The following is a 20,366-nucleotide window of genomic DNA, read 5'->3' as shown; positions in this document are numbered from 1 at the left end:
TCGCTCGTCTATTTTTCTCATTCGCCATAAACATGAGATCTCCGTTACATACTGATCCTTAATTTGCTTGTTTTTTAACTAAATGAGTAAGGTTTTACATTTTAAAGGATTACTTTTCCGTGAGTTAGATTAAACTGTCTCAATGTTTATGGTTTGCCGATTTGTCTCAAACCAAAGGAATTAACACTAATATAGGTTTACGGTCGTTATGCGCAAAATTCTACTTACTACCGCTATGCTATTGGCTTCTGGTCAAGCACTAGCTGTTGATGAACAACCACAGGTAATGAGCAACTTTAACTATGATTACTTTGAAGCACGTATCGGTGCTAGCCCAGTAACATTTGGTGGTGCGTTCAGTAAGTCCATTCACCCGAACGCTCACGCTATAGCACGTATCGATTCAGAATTTGAAAGCGATTACGACTCAGCTGTAGGTCTTGGTTTCCACGCTCCATTAAACAACTGGGCAGACCTAACAGGTGAAATGCTAGCTCGTATCGTTCAACCTGAGAACTCAAGCTCTACTGATATCGGTATGGAAATCAACATTGGTGTTCGCCAATGGCTTGGTCCACAACTAGAAGTTGGTGGTAAAGGTGGTTACGTTTCTATCGATGACAACGATGATTGGACAGGTTCTGTTTACGCGCGTTTCCACTCTACAGAGCTTTTCTCTCTAGGCGCTGAAGCTCGTATTAACGACTTCTACGGTGACCAACTTATGTTCACTGCTCGCTTCAAGTACTAATACTTAAAGCCAAGCTAGCTCTTAACGAGCACTTAGCCTTTTGATACTTAGTCTTTTAAGAAATCCGACTAAGACAGAAACAAAAAAACCGAGGACATTCCTCGGTTTTTTTTATTGACAGTAATCTTAAGCATATAAGGCAAACTTCTTTAGTGGCAGCTCTTCAGTAATTGCTGCTTGCGTGGCTCTTGTAATAGTTTCCAGTGAATACCATCAATTGCACCCGCAAATTTCCAAAGTAGTTTTAGGTCAACATCGTTTCCGTACGCTTCGCGAACCTTATTAAACACTTCAGGTGCGCCCAACTGCATAAACATTGAAACATCATCCACACCCGCCTTTTTAACCATGCGCTCTAACGTAAGCTGCATGTTTGGTAGATCTCTTAATCTACGGCTAGCTGATGACTTCTTGAAGCTACGCTGCTGAATTGAATTATCGATTGAAGTACGAATAATACTATCCAATTCAGGATGTTCACAGGTAAACAGATCCGTAATGTCGTAGTAGTTTACGGTTGCTGTTGTCTGCTTCTTTACATGACGATACTTTTCACAATCAAGATCGGTCAGTTTTTTATCTAATGATTTTCCACCTCTAATGAATAAACAACCTTCACTCAATAAAGCGAACATAGCGTCATTTTGAAAGAGGCCAATACCTCCGAACATAGAACGTTTTTGATGCTCACCAAATTGATTCACGTAATTAATAAATGCTGTCTCGGTCATATCCGTTGATCCTTAATCAAATTACCCCGATTAGGTTGATCACCAGACAAGCAGCTTGTTATGCGAAAATTTTAAATCTATTTTGTTATTCTATAGGTGAATATTATGGTTTCGTTTTTCACCTTTAAATAAATCATACTTCGAAAAGAAAAATAAGTCTGGACTTAGTTCACATCAATCAATTGAGTATTCCGGTTTTTCATGATTGACTTCACAGTAAACTATCAAACCATGCTTGAATTTGGACACCTAGTGATACACCGGTTCAAATTATTAAAGGTTATGTAGACGGGTGAGTATTGCCTCGCAGCATCGTGGCTTGTAAAATGGCAGGACAGACCTGTTTTTACTTTTTATATGAATCATTTATCGTTTTTCTGGCTACCTCAAAATAAGACTCTTCTCTTAAAGGGTCTAGAATCAGAGTTTGCCCAACTTGTTGGACATTCTATCTCAGCGGGAAAAATAACACTTCCTCCTATCCCTAACGTTGTACTGAAGATTCAATCGCTTTGTACCCTTGAATCAACTGGGATTGCTGACGTTGCCGAGTGCTTACTCGAAGACCCAGGCCTCGCTGCTATTGTCATTCGTGTGGCTAACTCTGTCGTCTTTAACCGACGTAATATTACTTGTGTTGATATTATGACGGCGGTGTCGCGCCTTGGCATATTAAGAGTACGTGACATCGTGACGGCTCAGGCTATTGAGCAACTCAAACACTCAGTCAACCTCAGTAAAGAATGTAATAAGGTATTGGTTCAGAGCGCTTCTGTATCAAAAGAGCTGGGCGCTACTATGGTGCTTGTTACCAACAGCTTCAAAGAGCTCTCCCCTACTGAATACCGTTACCTTGAGCATGAAAAATCGCTGCTTGTTGGATTACTGGCTGATATTGGTTTGTTCTGTTTGGTTAGCGAATACCACCTCTACCTCGAAAATGGCAATTACCTAGATCACGACATCGCTCTACAAATCTTCCAAGGCCAATGTTCTGCTACCAGTAAATTGGTGCTTAACCGTTGGGGCTTCGACAGCGACTTTATTGATGTGTGCAGCAATACCATCAATAACCACGAACAGCGTGAAGTCTCTTACTTAGATATCGCTCGAATCGCTAACCACCTGCTGATGTTCAGAAACAAGGATGAGAACATCGATGATCACGAAGTTGAACTTAACGTGACAGGTGCAGAGGTGCTTTATAAATTAAGCAACTTGAGCAAGCATGATTTTAATGCAAAGCTAAGCGACGTGATCAATACTAGCGGCTTCTAAGTCACTGTTAAATTACAAGTAAGTGTAATATGAAGTAAATGCAATGGGGAAAGCATGTTTACAGGGATGATCTTTATATTTGCGCCACTCGTCGTGGGGTATCTTTTTGCAATTTCGAACGCTCAGACATTAGAATTTATCAACCGCTCAACATCGCGGTTGATCTACGTGATTCTGGCGTTAATGGGACTAAGCTTAGCCGCCCTCGATAACCTAGGTAGTAACCTGCAGACAATCCTTCTATATACCGTCACTTTCTTTGTCTGCTTAAGCGTATGTAACCTAATGGCACTGCCCGCTATTGATAAGTTATTGCCACTCAAAACCGACAGTAGCAAGAAGAAGCTTCCCCTCTCTTCTATGGCGATGGAATCTGCAAAACTCATCTTAGTGGTAGGTTCAGGGCTAATCGCTGGCTTAGTGCTGCCTATTGGCCTTGATTGGGTTGATACCGCAAGCGAATGGATTCTGTTTGTTCTTCTATTCTTTATCGGCATTCAGCTGCGTAATAGCGGACTCACACTTCGTCAGATCTTACTCAACAAGCACGGTATGGTTATCGCAATCACCATTATCATCACCTCAATGTTAGGTGGTGTAATCGCGGCTTACATCCTAGATATCCCTCTGTTCAAAGCCTTGGCAATGTCTTCTGGATTTGGTTGGTACTCTCTGGCTGGTATCTTAATGGGTGACGCCTTTGGTCCTGTCTATGGTGGCGCTTCTTTCATGCTTGAGCTGTTAAGAGAGTTAGTTGCCTTGGTACTGATTCCAGTGCTAATTCGCAGCTACCCATGCACTTCCATTGGTTATGCTGGTGCGACTGCGATGGACTTCACCTTACCGGTCATTCAAACAACAGGCGGCGTTCGATGTGTGCCTATCGCTATCGTCAGTGGCTTTATCCTCAGTTTGCTTGTTCCGATATTGATGTTGTTCTTTGTATCTCTTGCTAACTAGATCGCAGGAATAGCGTTTGTTTTAGATTAGAATGCAACTCGAATACCAATGCCCAAGACACCGATACAGTTACCGAAATAAAAAGACACTAAGTGTCATTGCTCAACAAATAACGATCACGGTAACCTGTAACGACAAAGTTATAAAAAGAATAAACTTACAAAAGGAACCACTATGAAACGCCTTTGCGTCGCATTACTGCTAGCTTCAACTTCTACTTTCTCTTTTGCAGCAGATTCAATGTCTGAGACAAACCAGTGCCAAGCAAAAAAATATGATGCGTACATCGACGCTTCTTTGAATTGGTATGCCGACCTTGCTGCATTAACCTCTGAGCAATATCCAGAGCTAACAGAAGTGAGTGAGTGGTTCCTAGAAGGTCGTAAGCACCACTTTGAGCTTAACCGTGCTGCGGTTCACTACTACTTAGTAAACGACTCAAGCAAAGTGGCAACAGAGCAACCTGTAGAAGGTTGGTTGCAACTTGAGCAACACGACATTAAAACGCTATCAACACGTGATGATGAGCTTGGTAAAATCGCGAAAACAACATTCGATGACCGCCAATCAACGCCTCACGCTCAAAACTACGAACTACGTTCTGCCTTTGCAGAGCTGCTTAGTCACCCTAAGCAAATCGACTCAGCGCTGCAGCGTTACAACCAGTCGATCAGTAAACTTGAAGCGATTAAGTGTAAATAACCCCGCATTTAATATGCTTTTTTGAGAAGTTGGATTTCATAATTAAGACGGGACATTGTTCCCGTTTTCGTTTAGATTGTCCCGCTCGCGTCAATATTAGAAAAATAACTCGCTTGCTATGGTTACGGAACAAAAAACAGCAGATGTTAGCTTCGACAGTCTTCTACGTATCTTCACGGTACCTGAAGGCCCAGATTCAACACTCACTCAAATTGAAGACAAACTTTCACGAAACCTGAATCAATTCTTACGTGAACATATTGTGGCTGAAGAAAAGCCGCTACGTGAAATTGAGAAAGATTTTTCAAATGCTCATATCCCAGAGCAGCCTGAGTTTGTTTCTGAACATACTGAGCATCTCCTCGATTCTCTTGTGTCTCATTCGGTTCACACGTCTTCGCCAAGTTTTATTGGCCATATGACCTCTGCGTTGCCGTACTTCCTGATGCCGCTTTCAAAAATCATGATTGCGTTGAATCAGAATCTAGTAAAAATCGAGACCTCAAAAGCTTTCACTCCCCTAGAACGTCAAGTTCTGGGCATGTTACATCGCCTGATTTATCAAGATAGTGACCAGTTTTATTCTCGTTGGATGCACAGCGCAAACCACTCTTTAGGTGCGTTTTGTTCTGGCGGTACCATCGCGAACATTACAGCGCTCTGGGTTGCACGTAACAACGCACTAAAAGCGCAAGGTTCGTTCAAAGGTGTAGAAAAAGAAGGCCTGTTTAAAGCCATGAAGCACTACGACTACGAAGGCCTTGCCATCTTAGTCTCTGAACGTGGCCACTACTCTCTGAAAAAAGCCGCGGATGTCCTTGGTATTGGTCAAGAAGGTCTAGTGTCTGTTAAAACAGATAACGACAACCGTATTTGTACTGATGATTTAAGACTCAAGATCGAGCAGCTCAAGCAGAACAAGATCAAACCTTTCGCCGTCATTGGTGTGGCTGGTACAACCGAAACCGGTAATATCGACCCGCTAAGAGACATTGCTGAGGTGTGTGCCGAATCCGATTGTCATTTCCACGTTGATGCAGCTTGGGGCGGTGCGACTCTGATGTCTAACAATCATCGTCACCTACTTGATGGTATTGAACTGGCGGATTCAGTCACGATTGATGCGCATAAACAGCTTTATATCCCTATGGGTGCGGGTATGGTTCTGTTTAAGAAGCCAGATGCGATGACTGCGATTGAACATCATGCTCAATACATTCTTCGTAAAGGCTCAAAAGATTTAGGCAGCCATACGTTAGAAGGTTCTCGTTCAGGTATGGCAATGCTGGTTTACGCCGCAATGCACATCATTAGCCGCCCAGGTTATGAACTGCTGATCGACCAAAGCATCAACAAAGCGCGCTACTTTGCCGACCTAATTAAAGATCATAGCGACTTCGAGCTGGTTTCAGAACCTGAGCTTTGCCTACTGACTTATCGCTATGTCCCTGAGTCAGTCAAAGCGGCACTGCTTAAAGCTGAGCCTGAACATCGTGTCGAACTGAATGAGTTGCTCAATGAGCTGACTAAGTTTATTCAGAAGAAGCAGCGTGAAACAGGTAAGTCTTTCGTGTCACGTACACGCTTAAACCCTGAAGCATGGGTACATCAGCCAATCATCGTTTTCCGCGTGGTATTAGCAAACCCACTAACAGGCAATGACATTCTTTCGTCAGTGCTTGAAGAACAGCGTGAGATCTCTAAACTAGCACCAAACTTGATGGGCAAAATCAACAAACTGGTTACGCAAATCAACGCATAGTCATTCAATTTTAGTTGCATCAAATTGAAAATTTCTTTCTTTTTGATGTAACTAAGCTGTCAGTTCATACCCATTTTGCATTCTTTTTGCTCAAACTCTCTTCCAATTCTGTAGTTTTCTAAAATTTTGTTGAGGTTTGTCATATTCTTAAGCATTCATGCCCTGTTTTTGTATTAGTAAATAGTATGTTGGGTTTATACTGACTCTATGGTGCTAGTTAGCTTGATATCTATTTGACGCAGCAGTATTTACGAAACCGAATATACATCGGCTTTGTGTTTACTGATATTTGCTTCAGCCATACCCCCTGGTAAAAGATATTAACTAGCAAGTTGTTCTCTATACCCTTGTGAACACTATGAATACATTAGAAAAAATACAAAAAAACCTGGAAAATTTCAGCAAGTCTGAGCGCAAGGTAGCCGAAGTAATTATGGCTTCCCCTCAAACTGCAATTCATTCTAGCATTGCTACCTTAGCTAAAATGGCTGACGTGAGTGAGCCTACAGTTAACCGCTTCTGTCGTCGATTAGACACAAAGGGCTTCCCTGACTTCAAACTTCACCTAGCTCAAAGCTTGGCAAACGGTACACCTTACGTGAACCGTAATGTTGAAGAAGATGATGGTCCAGATGCTTATACGCATAAGATTTTCGAATCAACTATGGCTTGTCTAGACGTTGCTAAAAACAGTCTAGACGCGATGCAAGTAAACCGTGCTGTTGACTTGCTGACTCAAGCAAAACGCATTTCGTTCTTCGGACTGGGTGCCTCTTCTGCTGTCGCCAAAGATGCTCAAAACAAGTTTATTCGTTTTAATATCCCAATCACATGTTTCGAAGACATCGTGATGCAACGAATGAGCTGCATTAACTGCAGTGATAACGACGTTATTGTTCTTATCTCTCATACTGGCCGCACTAAAAGCCAAGTTGAGATTGCAAACTTAGCGCGTGAAAACGGTGCGACAGTTATTGCTATCACAGCAAAAGATTCTCCACTGGATAAAGCGAGCTCGTTGTCTATTTCTCTGGATGTTCCAGAAGACACTGACGTTTACATGCCAATGGCAAGTCGCGTTGTTCAGATGACGGTTATCGATGTGCTAGCGACAGGCTTTACGCTACGTCGTGGTTCTGGTTTCAGAGAGAACCTAAAGCGCGTCAAAGAGTCACTTCGTGATTCACGTTACGAGAAGTACTCTCAGTTCTAATCTGCTTAGTCATGAACTGAAAACAGATGACCAGGGAACAAGTTGAATTAAAAAAACGGAGCCTAGAGCTCCGTTTTTATTTGTCTGTATAAAATGACTTATACAACGAACAAGTTTAAGACCGTTAGATAGTCCAACTATTGCCCTTCTCAACCACGCTGTTTTCGGACGCATAAGAATTGATAATGGTAAAGCTCGACTCGACAGCTGGCTCTTGCCCAATTTGATTCATTGAAGCTCCCTCATGATGCCCTTCTCTACAACTGCACTTCTCGCATACTTGCTTCAAAATATGCACGAGCCTCTCTTGGTTAAGCGGCAAAGGGTTTCCTTTAATCGCCACTGATTTGAGCGCGTCGGCAGACACCTCATCAAACTGGGCTTCACAGACACCAAATTCCAACAAGTTGGGTAACTTAAGCGTATCAAGCACTTCCGATAACCAAGAAATTGCCTCCTCTTCTATTGCTTCTACGTTACCTGTTACTATCTGAGCGATTCGCTGATAACGCGCTAGGATGTCGCTTCTTTGCTGCTCTTTTGCAACGGCTATGTTCTCCAACATCACAAACGGCGCTAAACGCGCGGTAATCACACTATGAGGCGCAGAAATCTTACCTCCTAGTGCGGAGGCTAAACCATGGGCTGCGCCAAGCTTGGCATTAGTTATCGCCATACCACCGAGCATAGAAGCGAAAGCAAGATCAGAACGCGCTTGAGGCTCATCATAAACACACGCTTTAACCACAGAACCACTCAACTTACGCAGCCCTTCTTCACAAATCATATCGGTTAACGGATTCGGTTCACCACACACGTAGGCTTCCATTAGATGAGTAAAGGCATCCATCGCACCTCGCCCAGATAGATATAGATTGGTTCCATGAGTTAGGGTTGGGTCGACAATCGCAACGTCGGCCAGCATGTCTGGGCTTCTCAGGCTGATTTTCACTTGGTCTTGGCCTGATTTCAGCACCGCGTTTTTAGTGACCTCGGCGCCGGTACTCGCTGTGGTTGGAATTGCGATAAACGGAAGTGGTTTGGTTTTAAGAGGAACATTACGCCCGACCACTTCAACATAGTCATATAAATTGCCTTGATTAGGTAAAACCGCAGCCAACGCTTTGCCCATATCGATGGCGCTACCGCCCCCCATGGCGACAACCATATCTGGCTTAAATCGACGAGCAGAAATAGCCGCCTCTTCAACCATTTTGATATTAGGTTCACCGGAAACGGCAATGTGCTGATAACGCATACTCTGCGCATCAAGATAGTCAGTAACAATTGAAGTGCGCTCTAATGTATTGCCTGTAACCAATAGCACGCTGTAGCCATATTGATTAAAGAGAGACAATGAAGCGGAAAGTGCTCCATCACCAAAGATGATCTTTGTAGATGTCATAAATTGAAACATGGTGCCTCCTGCGCCTATGACCGAACAAAACTGCGAACTCTTGGTTATTGGAATTTAGCCTTTATATAGTGCATCAGTATTAAGATGCCTCGTTCTGTATGCGCTTTTTTTGACGAGGTGCAACTTGTCGCATTAAAGATGGATTAATGTCGTATTCTTAGGGGTAATTCACACTCTTAAATTAAGGGTAATCAATCTGAATACCCATCAGAAATCAGCATGGATCCTTTTTGTGACCATTATTTGCTCTGATAGACAAAACCTATTGTATTAAGAGGTAATTCCATCTTTATTTCCCCATGGCATTGAGGCATAGTTGGTTTTATGAAATTTTGAGTGGCATTCACTAAAGAATAGTTAACATAATCGAGTTAACGAGCCTCATCCCGTATTTAGGAGAAATTAAATGTTTGTAGTTATTTTTGGTCGCCCTGCTTGCCCATTCTGTGTTCGTGCAAAAGAGCATGCTGAAACTCTTAAAGCTAAACGCGATGACTTCAACTACCGTTACGTTGACATCCACGCTGAAGGTATCAGCAAAGCTGATCTAGAGAAGACTGTTGGTAAACCTGTCGATACAGTTCCACAAATCTTCATCGACCAAGACCACATCGGCGGCTGCACAGAATTTGAAGCATACGCAAAAGAAAACCTAGGTCTTTTCGACTAAGCTAGGATTTCTCAAACGAGAATCAGGGCTAAAGCCTTAAACAGCTGACCCATTTAGGCGTTAGACTGTACGATTTATAGAAAGCCCGCTCACTGTAGCGGGCTTTTTTATGACCAGTTTTCATACGGAATAAGAATAAGGTCAAAATCAAGTAAATTAACAAAATATTGCTTATAATTTATTTATATTTAGATACAATTCACCTCTCAAACTTACCCTGTGTTCCACGCCAATTATTGAGCGACCACCGTGAATATCGACGTTGTTTTTCTGTTAGAACAAAACCCCATTCTCCTCATCTTTGTTGTTTTATCGATTGGATTAGCCATTGGTAAAATTCGTTTCGGTAGCCTCCAACTTGGTAATTCAATCGGTGTTTTGATTACTTCCCTTATCATGGGACATCTTGGCTTTTCTTTTAACGCAGATGCGCTCACCATTGGTTTCATGCTGTTCATCTACTGTGTTGGCATTGAAGCTGGACCAAACTTCTTCGGTATCTTCTTCAGAGACGGTAAGCACTACCTCATTCTGAGCCTTGTGGTACTTTCTACCGCAATTGCCCTAACCTATTTCAGTAGTCATTACCTTGGCCTAGGCTTTGGTTTATCTGCAGGCATGATGGCAGGTGCCTTAACAGCAACGCCGATATTGGTAGGTGCTCAAGATGCTCTGAATTCTGGGCTTGCAGAATTACCAAGAAACATGGACTTGAGCCTGATTATCGAAAACCTTTCAGTCGGTTACGCGATGGCTTACTTGGTTGGCTTAATCAGTATGATTATGTTTGCTCGCTTGATTCCAAAACTTCAAAAAGTGAACCTACACGACTCGGCAGAGCAAATCGCCCAAGAACGTGGTTTAGGCGCTTCAGGTCAGCGTAAGGTTTACTTGCCCATTATTCGTGCTTATCGAGTGGGACCAGAGCTCATCTCTTGGACTGACGGTAAGAATCTGCGTGAACTGGGCATCTATCGCCAAACAGGCTGTTACATCGAGCGTATTCGTCGTAACGGTATTCTTGCCCATCCAGATGGTGATGCAATTCTGCAAGAAGGCGATGAGATCGCATTGGTTGGTTTCCCAGATAGCCACGCTCGTCTAGACCCAAGCTTCCGTAACGGTAAAGAAGTTTTCGACCGTAACCTTCTCGATCTGCGTATCGTGGAAGAAGAGATCGTCGTTAAGAGTGACAGTATCGCAGGTAAGCGCCTATCAGACTTAAACCTGTCTGAATACGGCTGTTTCCTTAACCGCGTAGTACGTGCTCAGATTGAAATGCCGATGGACTTAAACATCGTGCTTTCTAAAGGTGACGTCCTACAGGTGAGTGGTGAAAAGAGTCGAGTGCACGGCCTAGCTGAGAAAATTGGTTTCATCTCAATCCACAGCCAAATGGCGGATTTGATGGCCTTCTGTAGCTTCTTCATTTTGGGTATTTTGTTTGGTTTGATCACCATGACATTCGGTCAGGTATCGTTTGGGCTAGGTAACGCGGTTGGCCTGCTTCTATCGGGCATCATGCTTGGTTTCCTACGAGCGAACCACCCTACTTTCGGTTATGTGCCTCAAGGTGCTCTGAACATGGTCAAAGACCTCGGTTTGATGTTCTTTATGGTCGGTATCGGCTTGAGCGCCGGTGGTAAGATATTTGAGCACTTAACCCAAGTTGGCCCACAGGTAATAGGTATTGCCCTAGTAGTGAGTGTGCTGCCAGTATTCTTCGCTTACTTGGTTGGCGCTTACGTATTGAAGATGAACCGAGCTTTGTTGTTCGGTGCAATCATTGGCGCGCGAACTTGCGCTCCAGCGATGGACATCGTAAATGACCACGCTCGCTCAACGATTCCGGCTCTGGGTTATGCGGGTACTTATGCGATAGCCAATATATTGATGACCTTAGCAGGTACTTTCATCATCATAATTAGCTAGCATCTGCTGCATTAAAAGCAGCCAAGCTTAGATATTTCAAATGCACTAATTCACTTTGGGTTAGTGCATTTTTTATAACCTGTTTTAAGCGGTTCAAGCCTTCTTCCCCACTCCTGCTCTTAACTCTCTTCATCCCTTATTTCTACTCTTGTCCCCCTTCGAATCGCGGTAGCCGTATCCGCTCTTAAATCTCTTCGCATCCCGCCACTCGAATCCCATATCTGCTCTTAATCTCTTGAACCAAATAGCAGACAAAAAAATAGGCGCTCAATGAGCGCCTATTTCGTTTAGATTCGATAACTTGAATTAGATGTCAGCTACATCAAATTCAACAGCTGGGTTAACGTCAGCTTCGTAATCAACACCTTCAACACCGAAACCAAATAGCTTCAAGAACTCTTCTTTGTACTCTACGTAGTCAGTCAGTTCTTTTAGGTTCTCAGTTGTGATTTGAGGCCATAGGTTACGACAGTGATCTTGAATGTCTTCGCGAAGCTCAAGGTCATCTAGACGTAGACGGTTCACTTCATCCGCTTCTGGCGCGCTGCCGTCTTCTTTGTATAGACGTTGGCTGAACATACGGAAGATCTGTTCCATACAACCTTCGTGAATACCTTCTTCACGCATCTTCTTGAACACCATAGCGATGTAAAGAGGCATTACAGGGATTGCAGAACTTGCTTGAGTCACTACAGACTTAAGAACAGCAACGTTTGCAGTACCGCCAGTTTGGCCTAGCTTCTCGTTCAGCGCTGTCGCTGCACGGTCTAGATCCATCTTAGCTTTACCTAGTGCGCCATCCCAGTAGATTGGCCACGTTAGTTCAGTACCGATGTAGCTGTAAGCAACCGTCTTACAACCGTCCGCTAGAACACCAGCTTCAGAAAGAGCATTGATCCAAAGTTCCCAATCTTCACCGCCCATTACAGTAACAGTGTCTTTGATCTCTTCTTCAGTTGCAGGCTCTACGCTTGCTTCGATGATTGTGTCTTTGTTCGTATCAACCGCAGTTGACGTGTACGTTTCACCGATAGGCTTTAGAGATGAACGAATTACTTCGCCAGTCTCTGGCATTTTACGCACTGGAGACGCCAGTGAGTATACAACCATATCGATTTGGCCTAGATCTTCTTTGATCAGGTCAATTGTTTTCTGTTTCGCTTCGTTAGAGAAAGCATCGCCGTTCAGGCTTTTTGAATACAGGCCTTCTTCTTTAGCTAGCTTGTCGAACGCTGCTGAGTTGTAGAAACCAGCTGTGCCCGGCTTTTTCTCAGTACCGGCTTTCTCAAAGAAAACACCGATAGTTGAAGCGCCGCCACCAAATGCAGCCGCAATACGTGAAGACAAGCCGTAGCCACTTGAAGAGCCAACAACTAGTACACGTTTAGGTGCGTTTGCGATTGGGCCTTGAGCTTTTGTGTAAGCAATTTGTTCTTTTACATTAGCTTCACAACCGACTGGATGTGTTGTAGTACAGATGAATCCGCGAATTCGAGGTTTGATGATCATATTCAACTTCCTTAAAAAATCAGGTTAAGGATAAAAGTTTCGTACGCAAATGGCATCTAATTTCTGTAAAAATGTGGCGAAAATGCAAGTGGTTGGAGCACTCAGTGAATATTTGCTGACTAAGTCACCATTTGTTAACGCCTCTATTGCAACTTCTACGACAAAAACAAAAAAAGGCACCTAATAAGGTGCCTTTTGTCATTTCTTTATCTAAGCAACGCTATTTAGCTTAGGTTTTAACTCTTTTCGCGTCAAAGTTTCACTAAAGTCATGACTGAAGTGGTCAACTTGAATCGCTGTATAACGAAGTTTATCAGCAGCAACAATTTGGTCGACTTCTTCTTGCGTCAGAACATCAGCAGCAAGTGCTTGAGCCAGTTTATCTGCCAGCAAGCCTTTACGAGCCACCTTTCCTTCTTTCACTGCTTTGAAGATCTTACGCTCCAGAGGCTTGATGCTGTACATCGCATTGAAAGCGTTCTCCATAAGGCCAACACTATCATCCTCTTCCTTGCCGATGTAGCAAAGGTGAGTCAGACGTTCACGGTGTGCTCCCGGAGTCATCAAGCTTTCTGCTAGTTGAACTGTTAGGTTATCACTTGGTTTTTCGAAGTGGTTACCAACAGGGAAAACTAGACCTTTAAGTACTTTACCCACCATCTTATTAGGGAAGTTACGGTACGCTTCTTGTAGTGATTTAGCCGCATTGTGGAAACAGTGTTGAACCGCGTAGTGCACGTAGTCTAGGTCAGCTTGTTGGCGACCTTCGTCTTCATACTTCTTAAGTGCAGCAGAAGCCATGTATAGGTAACTTAGACCATCACCCAAACGTGCAGAGATAAGCTCTTTACGTTTCAGTTCGCCACCTAGCGTCAGCATTGCGAAATCCGCACTGACTGCAAGCGCACGGCTCAAACGAGTCAGATCTTGGTAGTACGGCTTAGTTGGACCGCTCATGTCGGCTTTAATGAACTTAGAACCAGTTAGTGCCGCACCAAAAGCACCGAACGTGTTTTTAGTCGCGTGTGAGATGTGCTTGAACAACAAGCTATCAAAGTCTTTTGCACCTTGCTTCTCGTCTGGGTTCGCTGCCGCTTCCATTTCGCTCAATACGTATGGGTGACAACGTGTCGCACCTTGACCGAAGATCATCAGGTTACGAGTTAGGATGTTCGCACCTTCTACTGTGATAGCAACTGGAATACCTAGGTAAGGCGCAGCCAAGTAGTTCATTGGGCCATCTTGAATTGCACGACCTGAATGGATATCCATTGAGTCATTCAGAATAGTACGTGCCATCTCTGTCATATGATATTTCGCGATTGCCGTTACGATACCCGGCTTCTCTTTCATATCCAGTGAAGTGGTTGTTAGTGTACGAGTCGCTTCTAATAGATACGTTAAGCCACCAATACGGCCTAAGCTCTCCGCAACACCTTCAAACTTACCAATCGACATACCGAACTGCTTACGAACATAAGCGTATGCGCCAGTCGTTTTCGCCGTTAGGTGGCCCATCGCCGTGCCAAGTGCTGGTAATGAGATACCACGACCTGCAGACAGACATTCCACCAGCATACGCCAGCCTTTACCTGCGTAATCTGCGCCACCGATTAGCCATTCCATAGGAATAAATACATCGTGACCGCGTGTTGGACCATTCATAAACGCAAGACCAAGTGGATCATGACGCTCACCAATCACAACACCTTCGTGGTCTGCCGGGATAAGCGCACAAGTGATACCTATGTCTTCTTTGTCACCCAGTAGCTTTTCTGGATCGTGCAGTTTGAAAGCCAAACCAAGTACCGTTGCCACTGGTGCTAGCGTAATGTAACGCTTGTTCCAGTTAAGTTTGATGCCTAGTGTCTCTTTACCTTCGTGCATGCCCATACACACTGTACCGACATCAGGGATACCACCCGCATCAGAACCTGCTTCAGGGCCTGTTAGTGCGAAACAAGGGATATCTGTACCGTCAGCAAGACGAGGTAGCCAGTAATCTTTTTGATCTTGAGTTCCGTAGTGAGACAGTAGCTCACCAGGGCCAAGAGAGTTTGGAACCATTACCGAAACCGCTGTACTGATACTACGCGTTGCAATCTTAGTTACGATTGTAGAGTTGGCGTGCGCCGAAAATTCACGACCACCGTACCCTTTCGCGATAATTAGCGAGAAGAAACGCTCTTTGCGTAAGAAGTTCCAAACTTCCTCCGGAAGGTCTCGGTCTTCTTTCACAATTTTATGGTCATCAAGCATAGCGAGCAAAGTTTCAAGTTCATTATCCATGAACGATTGCTCTTCTGCTGTCAACTGAGGTTTTGGGTACTGGTGAAGCTTAGTGAAATCTGGTTTACCAGAAAACAGCTCTCCGTCCCACCACACGCTACCCGCTTCCATCGCTTCTTTCTCGGTGCTAGATAGTGGTGGTAGTACTTTTTTAAAGAGTTTAAAAGCTGGGTCACTTACCCATTTTTGTCTTAGAGAGCTCATAGTTCAGATCCTTTTGTTCACTATATTGTTTGTGAATATTTTGCTTTTTATTGTTTTATTCTTTTGCTGACATGCCAGCGGCCAAAAATGGAATAAGAATATCGACCACTGCCTTCGCATCTATCTTTCTGTCATAGTCATTCTCTGCAATTTCTATTAGAGCCTGACTGGATGCCATGGTGAATACACAAGTCCCTAGGGTGAAGTGTAATCGCCAAAATAACTGTTCTTGAGTGAGGTTCGGGTTGGCTTTCATTACTGAGCTGGTAAACAGAGTCAGTACTTCGCTGTAGCGAGTTGTAATGAACCAACGCAAGTGACCTTGCACATCCGTATAACCTCGGCCAATGAGTAACATAAATCGACTCGTACCATTTGGCCTTACATCATTCAGTGCTCTTAGCGGCTGTCTTAAAGACTCAAACACGTCACTCATAGAATACGTTTCGTTCAAGTTTAAGTTCACTAAAGCGTCTTGCAGTGCAGGCATAAATGCTTCTAAGTATCGATTTAATACGGCACGAACCAGAGTCTTCTTATCGCCAAAGTGGTAGTTCACTGAAGCAAGATTGACATTGGCTTTACCCGTAATAGTGCGTAAAGAGGTGTCATTAAAACCGTGCTCAGCAAACAAGCCTTCAGCCACATCTAAGATTTTGTCTTTGGTTGTACTTCTTGGTGCCATTTCAATCACTCGTATTAAACAACTGTTTGAAATATACGCTGAGTACATTTATTTAACAAGCAAGCAACATCACATTTTCACAAATTGGTCGTACCAGTTAATTGCTTTATTCACTAACCGATTGAATCGATGCATGTTTACAAAAAAAGGAAAAATTAATGAATTTTCTGGGAACTGAAATAGAAATGGCGGGTCATAAATTAAGTAGAAAACAGAGTATTTAGAAGTTTAACAGGCCGTCAAACTTGTCTCTCCCCTGCTTTCTTAATTACTGCATTTTCCTTATTAACTCCTATACTTGTATCCGCCCAAACCGTGTTGGTTTGGGCTTTTTTTTTGTTTGTTGTTTGGGACGAGAGTGAGCCTTACTTACCCCTCTTCACAGCTACTAACTACAACCTGAACAGCGCGACCGCCTCTTTATATGCTGTCATTTCTTCCTAAGAGTCGAACTACCATGCTTGGCACATTGTTATCACTGGAACTCGTATTTCAAACAACCTACTAGCCAACGTTTACCTATCTGAGTCCAAACCTAATACTACGTTTCCTCTATTTACGGTGCATCCATTCGAAGCTTGCCACTTGCTACTATTGGTAAATTAATCAATAAGGATAGAGACTTACATTCGAAATAAAGCCAACAAACTTAGCAATTTCTTGCAGATGTCCTAAGCTTCGTTTAATACCCTTTTCAATTAAGTAGTTAAACGCTTGTTGGGAAGCGGCGGGAGCTTTTAAAAGTAGAAGGAGACCTACTTTGAGACTGTTGAAATTACCTATTATGTGTTGCTTAGTTATTGCAGCTCCACTCTCTGCTCAAACTTTAGAACAGGCCGTAGCCATTACCTTGACTACCAATCCTGAGATAAAGAGTATCTTTAATGAGTTTGTGAGTGTACGGAAACGAAATGACGCCGCAGGTGGTGCTTATAGACCTAGTATCGACCTGGATGCTGGTATTGGTTACGAAGGCATAAACCCTGCACCAAATAACGGCCCCGATACCGATCTCACAAGAAAGGAAGCGACGATTTCCCTCACTCAGTTGCTGTGGGATGGTTCATCGACTCTCAATGATATTGATCGTACTGCCGCAGAAGCAGAATCGGTTCGTTTGCAATTGCTCGCGGATGCCGAAGACAAAGCGCTAGAGGTAACACAAATCTATCTAGATGCAGTGAAAGCCACTGAAGTGCTGGCACTGTCAGAAAGTAATCTTTCAATACACAAGAAAATCTATAAAGACATAAAGAAACGAGCGAATTCAGGCATAGGTTCGACAGCTGATGTATCGCAGGTAGAAGCTAGGATTGCGAAGGCTCATGGTAATCTGTTGGCCGCACAGAATAATTTGATCGACACCCACACCCAGTTTAGACGAGTGGTGGGTCAAGAACCCCTAGGCTTAATTTACCCAAGAGCCGATATTTCTAAAATTCCTTTGTCGTTAACGGACGCCATTGTCGATGCATTAGACCAACACCCAGTGATCAAAGTTGCAAACGCAGATGTCGATTCAGCCCACTTCCAATACAAACAATCAAAGGGCGTGAACTACCCTACCTTCTCTATTGAAGCATCTCAGTCATGGCGAGATGATGCTGGAGGCGATGAAGGTTCGAGCCAAGAGACTTTGGCAATGTTGAGAATGCGATACAACCTCTACAACGGTGGTACCGATAGTGCTAATTCAGAAGCTGCAGCTTACCAACTCAATAAAGCAAAAGATCTAAGAGATCGTGCTTATCGACAAGTTGAAGAAGGCCTTCGCCTCTCTTGGAGTGCATTGGATCTGACGTTACAACAAAAGAACTTCTTGTCTGATCACGTGGATTCGGCGTCAGAAACCGTTATCGCTTATGAGAAACAATATCGAATCGGCAAACGTACGCTACTTGATCTGCTTAACACTGAAAACGAATTGTTTGAAGCCCGCAAAGATTACTTAGATGCGCATTACTCTGAACAGTACGCTAAATACCGTGTAATGAACGCGACAGGCTCTCTATTGAACGCTCTACTGGTCGACATTCCAGACGAGTGGACAACGGCAGTGGAGTATTAATGATGAAGAGACCTTATTTATTACTTTCCGCATTAACGATAACGCTATGTGCATGCTCTAGCCAAAATGAAGAGCCCTACATAGAAACGCCAGAAGCGGAGCAAATTTCTGACCTGCAAGACGATGATAACGATGGTGTGGTCAATGCACGAGACACCTGTCCTGGCACACCAGAGTCGTCTCTGGTAGACAACGAAGGCTGTGGAGAGACGGTTAGCTCGCAAGAAGTCAGACGGCTGAACATCCTTTTCGCCAATGACTCCTATGAAGTTAACCCTATCTTCTCAGATCAAATCACTACCATGGCTGAGTTCTTAGAAACCTACCAAAGTGCATCGATAGAAATTCAAGGTTACGCCAGTAAAGTCGGCGCGAGTGAATACAACTTAGAGTTATCAAAGAAGCGCGCTCACCACGTTGAAGATGAATTATTGTCGAATGGTATAGACCCGAGCCGAGTAAGAGTTGTCGGTTACGGTGAAAACCGCTTAGAGAGCGATGGCAACGATGCTACTTCTCATGCACTGAACCGTCGAGTAACAGCAACGGTTGTCGGGCTGAATGAGCAGATCGTCGAGGAGTGGACCATATTTACCACGCTAGAAAAATAACATGACACTGTCACTCTGGTCATCCAAAACGATCCGCAATTCATGCCGATCAAAATAATGAGTTGAATCTAGGAGTTTTAGATCATCAATAACTAACCAAACTAAAAATACTAGCAGTTAGGATCAATAAAGCCGAGATAGGAAACCCTATCACGGCTTTTTTGTTCTTTGCTGTCACATGAATCGGGGAGGATGATTCTGTGACTCGTCTTGCTACTCAGAAGTTAGCTTGTTAATCAGTGAATAGGCTCGCCGTTAAACGAGCCTACCGCTGATTATAGTTTTACTTCTTGTTGCTTTGCTGTTTTCGGTAAAGAAACGCTTAGCAGGAAGTAACCTAGAATTGCAGCTGTTGTAGATCCCATCAGGATGCCTAGTCGAGCTAGTGTGTCAAACTCTACATTCGTTGGGCCAAATGCTAGTGATGAAATAAAGATAGACATTGTAAAACCAATACCACACAGGACAGATACTGCGAAGATGTTCATAAAGTTCACACCTTCAGGGAGCTTAGCAACACCCAATTTCACCGCACCCCAGCTGAATGCAAAGATACCAAGAGGCTTACCAATCAATAGACCCATAGCGATACCAAGCGGTAGCATACCTGTTAGGCTTGAGATTGAGATACCTTCCAATGAAATACCTGCGTTTGCAAAAGCAAAGACTGGCAAGATTGCAAAAGCGACGTATGGGTGCAGAGCATGTTCTAGATGCTTCAGCGGAGAATGTTCACCTTTATTGCCTTTCAGTGGGATAGCAAAACCAATCACTACACCAGCCAGCGTTGCATGAACACCAGACTTCAATACTGCAAACCACAGAATTGCACCAACAATGAGATACACACTCAGCTTAGTTACATGCTTGTTGTTTAGCATGAACAGCACACCAGTTGCGATGAAACCAACCGTTAACGCAAGCGTTGATAGGTCGCCTGAGTAGAACAGTGCAATGATAACAACAACGCCAAGGTCATCGATAATTGCTAAAGCCAATAGGAACACCTTCAAGCTAACCGGTACACGGTTACCAAGAAGCGCCATGATACCTAATGCGAATGCAATATCAGTTGCCGCTGGGATAGCCCAACCTTGAAGCGCTTCTGGGTTACTTGAGTTAAATAGCACGTAAATAAGTGCCGGAGCTAGCATACCGCCAACGGCTGCGATAGCTGGGAAGATTGCTGTCTCTTTAGACTTTAATGCGCCTTCTAAAAGTTCGCGCTTAACTTCTAAGCCGATTAGAAGGAAGAAGACAGCCATTAAGCCATCGTTAATCCAGTGAGACACAGACATACCAAGAACGTAACTATGCAATACGCCTTGGTACATTTCGTTCAGTGGTGAGTTTGCTACAAACATTGCGATCGCCGCAGCGATGACTAGTATGATGCCGCCAGCAGATTCCATTTTAAAGAAGTCACGGATGACGTCGGTCATGATTTCGCCCTTATATTTATTATTTAAATAAACGAATAACAAAGAATAACCATGAGTTTATATCCAAGCGTAATCGATAGATAATCACTTCTTCGGATGTTTAACTTCGGTTTTTCCTACAAATACTAAACAATACGTCGTA

At 43.6% G+C, this 20,366-nt stretch carries 16 protein-coding genes; 10 read left to right on the top strand and 6 right to left on the bottom strand.

Going from position 1 to position 20,366, the window contains the following annotated elements:
- The first annotated feature begins 208 nt into the window (after positions 1–208).
- Positions 209–751 (top strand): hypothetical protein, encoded by a 543-nt coding sequence (locus AB4585_RS02300; RefSeq protein ID WP_017065409.1) that lies wholly within the window; start codon positions 209–211, stop codon positions 749–751.
- 149 nt (positions 752–900) lie between these two features.
- Here the strand turns inward: AB4585_RS02300 and AB4585_RS02295 are convergent, their stop codons facing one another.
- On the bottom strand, positions 901–1,482 hold the full coding sequence (locus tag AB4585_RS02295) for a TfoX/Sxy family DNA transformation protein (protein ID WP_017060401.1): 582 nt from the start codon (positions 1,480–1,482) through the stop codon (positions 901–903).
- Between the two features lie 357 nt (positions 1,483–1,839).
- On the opposite strand from AB4585_RS02295, the gene AB4585_RS02290 reads away from it, so the two are divergent.
- The 5 genes from AB4585_RS02290 to AB4585_RS02270 all read left to right on the top strand — a co-directional run bounded on the left by AB4585_RS02290 (position 1,840) and on the right by AB4585_RS02270 (position 7,397).
- Entirely contained in the window at positions 1,840–2,760 is a 921-nt protein-coding gene (locus tag AB4585_RS02290) for an HDOD domain-containing protein (protein ID WP_017066065.1), read from the top strand.
- 54 nt (positions 2,761–2,814) lie between these two features.
- Entirely contained in the window at positions 2,815–3,720 is a 906-nt protein-coding gene (locus tag AB4585_RS02285; protein ID WP_017071961.1) for a lysine exporter LysO family protein, read from the top strand.
- Between the two features lie 174 nt (positions 3,721–3,894).
- On the top strand, positions 3,895–4,422 hold the full coding sequence (locus AB4585_RS02280; protein WP_017066066.1) for a hypothetical protein: 528 nt from the start codon (positions 3,895–3,897) through the stop codon (positions 4,420–4,422).
- A 118-nt stretch (positions 4,423–4,540) separates the two neighbouring features.
- On the top strand, positions 4,541–6,184 hold the full coding sequence (panP, locus tag AB4585_RS02275; RefSeq protein ID WP_017068759.1) for a pyridoxal-dependent aspartate 1-decarboxylase PanP: 1,644 nt from the start codon (positions 4,541–4,543) through the stop codon (positions 6,182–6,184).
- A 358-nt stretch (positions 6,185–6,542) separates the two neighbouring features.
- Complete coding sequence (locus AB4585_RS02270) at positions 6,543–7,397, top strand: MurR/RpiR family transcriptional regulator (RefSeq protein ID WP_004734686.1); 855 nt, start codon at positions 6,543–6,545, stop codon at positions 7,395–7,397.
- A 124-nt stretch (positions 7,398–7,521) separates the two neighbouring features.
- Here AB4585_RS02270 and AB4585_RS02265 read toward each other — a convergent pair whose 3' ends face one another.
- Entirely contained in the window at positions 7,522–8,814 is a 1,293-nt protein-coding gene (locus AB4585_RS02265) for an iron-containing alcohol dehydrogenase (protein ID WP_017060396.1), read from the bottom strand.
- Between the two features lie 406 nt (positions 8,815–9,220).
- On the opposite strand from AB4585_RS02265, the gene AB4585_RS02260 reads away from it, so the two are divergent.
- Together AB4585_RS02260 and AB4585_RS02255 are read left to right on the top strand one after the other, a co-directional pair.
- Positions 9,221–9,484: a GrxA family glutaredoxin gene (locus AB4585_RS02260; protein ID WP_009847069.1), complete on the top strand. Its 264-nt coding sequence runs from the start codon at positions 9,221–9,223 to the stop codon at positions 9,482–9,484.
- Between the two features lie 249 nt (positions 9,485–9,733).
- Positions 9,734–11,416, top strand: a complete 1,683-nt coding sequence (locus AB4585_RS02255) for an aspartate:alanine antiporter (RefSeq protein WP_017060395.1) — start codon at positions 9,734–9,736, stop codon at positions 11,414–11,416.
- 306 nt (positions 11,417–11,722) lie between these two features.
- On the opposite strand, the gene fabV is transcribed toward AB4585_RS02255, so the two are convergent.
- From fabV to AB4585_RS02240, 3 genes are all read right to left on the bottom strand, one after another.
- On the bottom strand, positions 11,723–12,925 hold the full coding sequence (gene fabV / locus AB4585_RS02250) for an enoyl-ACP reductase FabV (RefSeq protein ID WP_372169289.1): 1,203 nt from the start codon (positions 12,923–12,925) through the stop codon (positions 11,723–11,725).
- 210 nt (positions 12,926–13,135) lie between these two features.
- Complete coding sequence (locus AB4585_RS02245; RefSeq protein ID WP_004734682.1) at positions 13,136–15,418, bottom strand: acyl-CoA dehydrogenase; 2,283 nt, start codon at positions 15,416–15,418, stop codon at positions 13,136–13,138.
- Positions 15,419–15,473: 55 nt separating this feature from the next.
- The gene (locus tag AB4585_RS02240) at positions 15,474–16,103 is read right to left on the bottom strand and encodes a TetR/AcrR family transcriptional regulator (protein ID WP_029223634.1); all 630 of its coding nucleotides are present in this window, start codon (positions 16,101–16,103) and stop codon (positions 15,474–15,476) included.
- Positions 16,104–16,863: 760 nt separating this feature from the next.
- Here AB4585_RS02240 and AB4585_RS02235 point away from each other — a divergent pair.
- Positions 16,864–18,171 (top strand): TolC family outer membrane protein, encoded by a 1,308-nt coding sequence (locus tag AB4585_RS02235; RefSeq protein ID WP_372169288.1) that lies wholly within the window; start codon positions 16,864–16,866, stop codon positions 18,169–18,171.
- A complete protein-coding gene (locus AB4585_RS02230; RefSeq protein ID WP_136978082.1) occupies positions 18,171–18,782 on the top strand; it encodes an OmpA family protein in 612 nt (203 codons plus the stop codon). The genes AB4585_RS02235 and AB4585_RS02230 overlap by 1 nt, the downstream gene beginning before the upstream one ends.
- A 275-nt stretch (positions 18,783–19,057) precedes the next feature.
- Here the strand turns inward: AB4585_RS02230 and nhaA are convergent, their stop codons facing one another.
- Entirely contained in the window at positions 19,058–20,224 is a 1,167-nt protein-coding gene (gene nhaA, locus AB4585_RS02225; protein WP_010441484.1) for a Na+/H+ antiporter NhaA, read from the bottom strand.
- Positions 20,225–20,366: the final 142 nt, after the last annotated feature.

Origin of the sequence: Vibrio sp. 10N.222.49.C9, from assembly GCF_041474985.1 — a bacterium.
GTDB lineage: Bacteria > Pseudomonadota > Gammaproteobacteria > Enterobacterales > Vibrionaceae > Vibrio > Vibrio crassostreae_C.
This window is presented reverse-complemented; position numbering and strand designations above follow the sequence as displayed.

Bases quoted from the DNA above. Each gene is read 5' to 3' on its own strand.
- AB4585_RS02295 (WP_017060401.1), bottom strand. From the start codon at position 1,482: ATGACCGAGACAGCATTTATTAATTACGTGAATCAATTTGGTGAGCAT.
- AB4585_RS02270 (WP_004734686.1), top strand. From the start codon at position 6,543: ATGAATACATTAGAAAAAATACAAAAAAACCTGGAAAATTTCAGCAAG.
- AB4585_RS02290 (WP_017066065.1), top strand. From the start codon at position 1,840: ATGAATCATTTATCGTTTTTCTGGCTACCTCAAAATAAGACTCTTCTC.
- AB4585_RS02230 (WP_136978082.1), top strand. From the start codon at position 18,171: ATGATGAAGAGACCTTATTTATTACTTTCCGCATTAACGATAACGCTA.
- AB4585_RS02240 (WP_029223634.1), bottom strand. From the start codon at position 16,103: ATGGCACCAAGAAGTACAACCAAAGACAAAATCTTAGATGTGGCTGAA.
- AB4585_RS02265 (WP_017060396.1), bottom strand. From the start codon at position 8,814: ATGTTTCAATTTATGACATCTACAAAGATCATCTTTGGTGATGGAGCA.
- AB4585_RS02260 (WP_009847069.1), top strand. From the start codon at position 9,221: ATGTTTGTAGTTATTTTTGGTCGCCCTGCTTGCCCATTCTGTGTTCGT.
- AB4585_RS02285 (WP_017071961.1), top strand. From the start codon at position 2,815: ATGTTTACAGGGATGATCTTTATATTTGCGCCACTCGTCGTGGGGTAT.
- AB4585_RS02300 (WP_017065409.1), top strand. From the start codon at position 209: ATGCGCAAAATTCTACTTACTACCGCTATGCTATTGGCTTCTGGTCAA.
- fabV (WP_372169289.1), bottom strand. From the start codon at position 12,925: ATGATCATCAAACCTCGAATTCGCGGATTCATCTGTACTACAACACAT.
- nhaA (WP_010441484.1), bottom strand. From the start codon at position 20,224: ATGACCGACGTCATCCGTGACTTCTTTAAAATGGAATCTGCTGGCGGC.
- AB4585_RS02245 (WP_004734682.1), bottom strand. From the start codon at position 15,418: ATGAGCTCTCTAAGACAAAAATGGGTAAGTGACCCAGCTTTTAAACTC.
- panP (WP_017068759.1), top strand. From the start codon at position 4,541: ATGGTTACGGAACAAAAAACAGCAGATGTTAGCTTCGACAGTCTTCTA.
- AB4585_RS02280 (WP_017066066.1), top strand. From the start codon at position 3,895: ATGAAACGCCTTTGCGTCGCATTACTGCTAGCTTCAACTTCTACTTTC.